Genomic DNA, 6,709 nt, shown 5'->3' with positions numbered 1-6,709 from the left:
CGGACCAACTGCCGGACGCGCACCACGTCCTCGTCGCTACGGATCGCCTGTGCCTGCGGCTGGCCCAGGTCGACGCCCGCGGTCACGGCGACCGGCCGGCGGGCGCCCGCCCGGACCTGCTGGGCCGGTTCGGCGCCTTCGTGGAGCTGCACGTCGAGCAGGGCCACGCGCTGGTCGACGCGGACGCGCCGGTCGGGGTGGCGAGCGCCATCTGGCCGCACGGCCGCTGGCGCTTCGACGTCGTCGGCGAGGGCAACCACGCGGGTACGACCCGGATGGCCGACCGCCGCGACCCGATGCTCACCTACGCGTTCACGGTGCTGGCGGCCAACAAGGAGGCCCGGCTTCGCGGCGCGCACGCCACCGTGGGCCGCGTCGCCGTGGAACCGAACGCCACCAACGCCATCCCGTCGAAGGTGACCGGCTGGCTGGACGCCCGTGCCGCCGACCCGCAGACGCTGGCCGGGCTGGTCGACGCGGTGCGCGGCAAGCTCGCCGAGCGGGCCCGCCGCGACGGTACGACGGTCACCGTCACCGAGGAGTCGGTGACCCCGCTGGTGGCCTTCGACGGTGGACTGGCCAAACGGCTGTCCACGCTGCTCGACGCCCCGGTGCTGCCCACCGGAGCGGGACACGACGCCGGGGTGCTCGCCGCGCACCTGCCCACCGCGATGCTCTTCGTGCGCAACCCGACCGGGGTGTCGCACTCCCCCTTCGAGGCGGCGACCGACGACGACTGCGCCGCCGGGGTGCGCGCGCTGGCCCGCGTGCTGGAGGAGCTGACATGCGGGTGATCCATGTGGCGTGCCCGCCGTCGGGTGGCACCGATCTGCGGCGCCCGCGCGTGCGGGGCCTGCGGCGCGGCGCCGGTCGGTACCTGTTGCGGTCGTCCTTTGGAGCTGATGCCGCAAACGAATCAGCCAGAACGCCCCAGCCGCCGCGGTCGAGCCAGGCGCTGCGGTCGAGCCAGCCGCCGGCACCACGGCCGCTGATGTCGCAGACGATTCAGCTCCAAAGGAGGCTAGGAGCATGACCTCCACGCGCTGGCTCGCCGAGTACGCCTGGCTGCCGGAGTACGCCGAACCCACGCCCGAGGTGCTGATCGAGGTCGAGGACGGCCGGATCACCGCGGTGACGCCGCTGGTGGGTGCCGGCGCACCGGCCGCGGGCGTCGAGGTGCTGCGGGACGCGACCCGACTGCCCGGGCTGACCCTGCCCGGCCTGTCCAATGCGCACTCGCACGCCTTCCACCGGGCGCTGCGTGGGCGTACCCACGGCGGTCGGGGCGACTTCTTCAGCTGGCGCGACCGGATGTACGCCGTCGCGGACCGGCTGGACCCGGACACCTACCTCGCCCTGGCGCGCGCCGTCTACGCCGAGATGGCCCTCGCGGGTGTCACCTGCGTCGGTGAGTTCCACTACCTGCACCACCGACCCGACGGCGGCGCGTACGACGACCCGAACGCGATGGGCGCGGCGCTGGTCGAGGCAGCCGCGCACGCCGGCATCCGGCTCACCCTGCTCGACACCTGCTACCTGAGCGCCGGCGTGGACGGCCGGCCCCTCACCGGGCCGCAGCGGCGCTTCGGCGACGGCGACGCGGCCCGGTGGGCGCAGCGGGCGGCGGCGTTGCGGCCGACGGACTCCCACGCGCGGGTCGGCGCGGCCGTGCACTCGGTGCGGGCGGTCCCCGCCGACCAACTCCGGACGTCGCCGACTGGGCCCGCGACCGGCAGGCGCCCCTGCACGTGCACCTCTCCGAGCAGCCCGCCGAGAACGACGAGTGCCGGGCCGTGCACGGGCGTACCCCCACCGTGCTGCTCGCCGAGCACGGCGTGCTCGGCCCGCTCACCACCGCCGTGCACGCCACCCACCCGACCAGCGCCGACATCACGTTGCTCGCCGACAGCCGGACCGGGGTGTGCCTCTGCCCGACCACGGAACGGGACCTCGCCGACGGGATCGGCCCGGCCCGCCGGATGGCCGACGCGGGGATCCGGCTGAGCCTGGGCAGCGACAGTCACGCGGTGGTCGACCTGTTCGAGGAGGCCCGGGCGGTGGAGTTGGACGAGCGGCTGCGCACCCGCCGCCGCGGCCACTTCACCCCGGCCGACCTGCTGACCGCGGCGACCGCCACCGGGCACGCCGCGCTGGGCTGGGCCGACGCCGGCCGGCTCGCCGTCGGCGCCCCGCGCCGACCTGGTGACGGTACGGCTGGACAGCGCCCGCGCCGCCGGCGTACCACCGGTGGGCGCGTTCTTCGCGGCGTCCGCCGCGGACGTCGACCAGGTCGTCGTGGACGGCCGGGTGGTCGTGGCCGAGGGCCGGCACCTGAGCGTCGACGTGCCGGCCGAGCTGTCGGCGTCCATCGAGGCGGTGACCCGCTCGTGAGCGCTCTGCTGGTCGACAACATCGGGGAGCTGGTCACCAACGGTGCCGGCGAAGGCCCCCTGGGCATCCGCCGGAACGCGGCCGTGCTGGTCGAGGAGGGCCGGGTGGCCTGGGTCGGGCCGTCCGCGTACGCGCCGGCCGCCGACCGACGGGTGGATGCCGGCGGGGCCGCCGTGCTGCCCGGCTTCGTGGACAGCCACGCCCACCTGGTGTTCGCCGGGGACCGGGCCGCCGAGTTCGCAGCCCGGATGGCCGGACAGCCCTACACCGGCGGCGGCATCCGCACCACGGTCGGCGCCACCCGGGCCGCCACCGACGACGAGCTGCGGGCCACCGTGCGAAGGCTGCGCGCGGAGGCGTTGAGCCAGGGCACCACGACCATGGAGATCAAGAGTGGGTACGGGCTGACCGTCGCCGACGAGGCCCGCTCGCTGCGGATCGCCGCCGAGACCAGCGCCGAGACCACCTTCCTGGGCGCGCACGTGGTGCCCGCCGAGTACGCCGACCGCCCCGACGACTACGTCGGGCTGGTCTGCGGGCCGATGTTGGCCGCCGCCGCGCCCCACGCGAAGTGGGTCGACGTGTTCTGCGAGCGGGGCGCCTTCGACATCGACCACGCCCGGGCCATCCTCGCCTGCGGGCAGGCCGTCGGGCTGGGCGTACGGCTGCACGCCAACCAGCTCGGCCCCGGCCCCGGCGTCCAGCTCGGGGTGGAGCTGGACGCCGCGAGCGTCGACCACTGCACCCACCTCAGCGACGCCGACGTGGCCGCGTTGGCCGGCACGGCCCACAGCGACGGTTCGGGCACCCGCACGGTCGCGACCCTGCTGCCCGGCGCCGAGTTCTCCACCCGCTCGCCCTACCCGGACGCCCGCCGGCTGCTGGACGCCGGTGTCACCGTGGCGCTGGCGACCGACTGCAACCCCGGTTCGTCGTACACCTCGTCGATGCCGTTCTGCGTGGCCCTCGCGGTCCGCGAGATGCGGATGACCCCGGCGGAGGCGGTCTGGGCCGCGACCGCCGGCGGCGCGCGGGCGCTACGCCGCGACGACATCGGTGTCCTCACCCCCGGCGCGCGGGCCGACCTCGTCGTCCTGGACGCGCCGTCGTACCTGCATCTGGCCTACCGGCCCGGTGTTCCACTGATCCGCCAGGTCCTGCTCAACGGAGTGCCGCAATGACGAACGTGACCATCCAGCCCACCGGGATCTCCGCCGACGACGTCCTCGCGGTGGCCCGCGGCGCCGCGACGGTGGTCCTCGACCCGGCCACCCGGGAGGCGATGGCGACCAGCCGCGCGATCGTGGACGGCATCGAGGCCGCCGGGCGGCCGGTGTACGGCGTGTCGACCGGGTTCGGGGCGCTGGCGAACACCTTCGTCGTCCCGGAGCGGCGGGCCGAGCTGCAACACGCGTTGATCCGCTCGCACGCCGCCGGGGTGGGCGCCCCCATGCCGCGCGAGGTGGTCCGGGCGATGATGCTGCTGCGCGTCCGGTCGCTCGCCCTGGGTCGCTCCGGCGTCCGCCCGCTGGTCGCCGAGGCGCTGGTCGACCTGCTCAACCACGACATCACCCCGTGGGTGCCGGAGCACGGCTCGCTGGGCGCCTCCGGCGACCTGGCGCCGCTGGCGCACTGCGCGCTGGTGCTGCTCGGCGAGGGCTGGGTGCTCGGCCCGGCCGGCGAGCGGCACGACGCGGCCGAGGTGCTGGCCGCCGCCGGGCTCAAGCCGATCGAGCTGGCCGCCAAGGAGGGGCTGGCGCTGATCAACGGCACCGACGGCATGCTCGGGATGCTGCTGCTGGCCATCAACGACGCGGCCCACCTGTTCGCCATGGCCGACGTGACCGCCGCGCTGGCCATCGAGGCGATGCTCGGCTCGGAGCGGCCGTTCCTGCCCGAGCTGCACGAGATCCGGCCACACCCGGGCCAGGCGACGTCGGCGGCGAACATCCACCGGCTGTTGCAGGACTCCCGGGTGATGGACTCGCACCGCGACGACCTGGCGCACGCCGTGCAGGACGCGTACTCGATGCGCTGCGCGCCGCAGGTCGCCGGCGCGGCCCGGGACACGTTGGACTTCGTCCGCACGGTCGCGGCCCGGGAGCTGGTGTCCGTGGTGGACAACCCGGTGGTGCTGCCCGACGGCCGGGTCGAGTCGACCGGCAACTTCCACGGCGCGCCACTCGGCTTCGCCGCGGACTTCCTCGCCATCGCCGCGGCGGAGGTCGGCGCGATCGCCGAACGGCGGGTGGACCGGCTGCTCGACGTCACCCGTTCCCGGGAGCTGCCCGCGTTCCTCTCCCCCGACGCCGGGGTGAACTCCGGGCTGATGATCGCCCAGTACACGGCGGCCGGGATCGTCGCGGAGAACCGGCGACTGGCTGCCCCCGCCTCGGTGGACTCGCTGCCCACGAGCGGCATGCAGGAGGACCACGTCTCGATGGGCTGGGCGGCGACGAAGAAGCTGCGGACCGTACTGGACAACCTGACCAGCCTGCTCGCGGTGGAGCTGCTGGCCGGCGTACGCGGGCTCCAGCTGCGCGCTCCGCTGGTGCCGTCGCCGGCCGGTCGGGCCGCGGTCGCCGCGCTGGGCGGGCCGGCCGGCGAACCCGGTCCGGACGTGTTCCTCGCCCCCGTCATGGAGGCGGCCCGCGCGGTGCTGGCCGGCCCGGAACTGCGCGCCGCCATCGAACGGGAGGTCGGCCCGCTGGGCTGATCTCCGCCCGGGTCGCTGTCGTCCGCCGCGGGTCAGGCGGCGGACGGCAGCACCTTCGCGGCCGTCAGACGGCGGGCGGCAGCACCTTCGCGACCAGCTTGGCCAACTCGCGCAGCGCCTTGCCCCGGTGGCTGATCGCGTCCTTCTCCGCCGGGGTCAGCTCGGCGTTGGTCCGGTCCTGCCCGTCACCCAGGAAGATCGGGTCGTAGCCGAACCCGCCGTCGCCGCGCGGGGCACGCAGCAGGCGCCCGGCCTGCCGGCCGTCGACCAGGTGCTCCTTGCCGCCGGGCAGCACCAGAGCCACCGTGCAGACGAAGGAGGCGGCCCGCTGGTCGTCGGGCAGGTCGGCGATCTGGTCCAGCACCAACTCGAGGTTGGCGCGGTCGTCACCGTGCTTGCCGGACCAGCGGGCGCTGAACACCCCCGGCATCCCGTTGAGCGCATCCACCGCGAGGCCGGAGTCGTCGGCGATCGTCGGCAGGCCGGTCCGCCGGCAGCCCTCCCGGGCCTTGATCAGCGCGTTCTCACCGAAGGTGAGACCGGACTCCGGCAGCTCCGGATACTCCTCGACGTCGTCCAGCCCGAGCAGGGAGATCCGGTACGCGCCGAGCGCGGCGTCCAGGATCCGCTGGAGTTCCACCAGCTTCTTGCGGTTACGCGTGGCCAACAGGACCTTGTTCATAGCAGCGCCTTCCGCTGGGCTTCGGCCAATTCGGCGCACCCGGCCACGGCCAGGTCGAGCAGGCTGTCGAGCTGGTCCCGGGCGAACACCCCCGCCTCACCGGTGCCCTGCACCTCGACGAAGTCGCCCGTGCCGGTGCACACCACGTTCATGTCCACCTCGGCGGCGACGTCCTCCTCGTAGCAGAGGTCCAGACGCGCCTCACCGGCGATGATGCCCACGCTGACCGCGGCCACCGAACGGTGCATCACCTTCTCCGGCTTGCCGACCAGAGCCTTGCGGGCGGCCAGCCATCCCACCGCGTCGTGCAGCGCGACGTACGCGCCGGTGATCGCGGCCGTGCGGGTGCCGCCGTCGGCCTGGAGCACGTCGCAGTCGAGTACGACCGAGTTCTCGCCGAGCGCCTTGAGGTCGATGCACGCCCGCAGGCTGCGGCCGATCAGGCGGGAGATCTCGTGGGTCCGGCCACCGACCCGACCCTTGACGCTCTCCCGGTCGGAGCGGGTGTTGGTGGCCCGGGGCAGCATCGCGTACTCGGCGGTCACCCAACCGAGCCCGGAGCCCTTGCGCCAGCGGGGCACCCCCTCGGTGACGCTCGCCGTGCAGAGGACCCGGGTGCCGCCGAACTCGACGAGCACCGAGCCCTCCGGGTGGGTGCTCCAGCCACGGGTCAGGGTCACCGGTCGAAGTTGATCGGGCCCTCGCCCGTCAGGTCGCGCCATGCCTGCACCCTATGCGGTGCGCTGTTCCACCTCCGCCGGGGTGCCCCGACCAGTGTCCGCGTCGTGCACCCGGAGGAATCCGGCGACCGCCGCCGGCCAGCCGAACTCCTCGGCCCGCGCCCGGGCCGCCCGCCGCCGCTGCCGCCTCCGGCCGGGCCGCCAGGCGGCTCACCGCCTCGGCCTCGACACCCCCGCACG

General features: G+C 74.8%; 6 protein-coding genes and 1 pseudogene. 5 read left to right on the top strand and 2 right to left on the bottom strand.

Annotation, left to right across the window (positions count from 1 at the left end):
* The 4 genes and pseudogenes from JNW91_RS28200 to hutH form a co-directional block, all read left to right on the top strand.
* Positions 1-794 (top strand): M20/M25/M40 family metallo-hydrolase (locus JNW91_RS28200; protein ID WP_238425848.1); only part of this gene is annotated, 794 nt, incomplete at its 5' end.
* A gap of 235 nt (positions 795-1,029) precedes the next feature.
* Positions 1,030-2,391: pseudogene (locus JNW91_RS28195) on the top strand (formimidoylglutamate deiminase).
* The gene (gene hutI, locus JNW91_RS28190; RefSeq protein WP_203178510.1) at positions 2,388-3,572 is read left to right on the top strand and encodes an imidazolonepropionase; all 1,185 of its coding nucleotides are present in this window, start codon (positions 2,388-2,390) and stop codon (positions 3,570-3,572) included. The pseudogene JNW91_RS28195 and the gene hutI overlap by 4 nt, the downstream one beginning before the upstream one ends.
* The gene (gene hutH, locus JNW91_RS28185; RefSeq protein ID WP_203178508.1) at positions 3,569-5,107 is read left to right on the top strand and encodes a histidine ammonia-lyase; all 1,539 of its coding nucleotides are present in this window, start codon (positions 3,569-3,571) and stop codon (positions 5,105-5,107) included. Before hutI ends, hutH begins: the two co-directional genes overlap by 4 nt.
* A gap of 64 nt (positions 5,108-5,171) precedes the next feature.
* Here hutH and rdgB read toward each other — a convergent pair whose 3' ends face one another.
* Both rdgB and rph read right to left on the bottom strand, forming a co-directional pair.
* Complete coding sequence (gene rdgB / locus JNW91_RS28180; RefSeq protein ID WP_203178506.1) at positions 5,172-5,789, bottom strand: RdgB/HAM1 family non-canonical purine NTP pyrophosphatase; 618 nt, start codon at positions 5,787-5,789, stop codon at positions 5,172-5,174.
* On the bottom strand, positions 5,786-6,511 hold the full coding sequence (rph, locus tag JNW91_RS28175) for a ribonuclease PH (protein ID WP_203178505.1): 726 nt from the start codon (positions 6,509-6,511) through the stop codon (positions 5,786-5,788). Before rph ends, rdgB begins: the two co-directional genes overlap by 4 nt.
* Between rph and JNW91_RS32765 the strand changes: the two genes are divergently transcribed.
* The coding region (locus JNW91_RS32765; RefSeq protein ID WP_238425850.1) for a hypothetical protein at positions 6,510-6,709 on the top strand (200 nt) is incomplete at its 3' end. The two genes, rph and JNW91_RS32765, sit on opposite strands and share 2 nt — an antisense overlap.

The sequence above is a fragment of the Micromonospora parastrephiae genome (assembly GCF_016802865.1).
Taxonomy (GTDB): domain Bacteria; phylum Actinomycetota; class Actinomycetes; order Mycobacteriales; family Micromonosporaceae; genus Micromonospora; species Micromonospora parastrephiae.
This window is presented reverse-complemented; position numbering and strand designations above follow the sequence as displayed.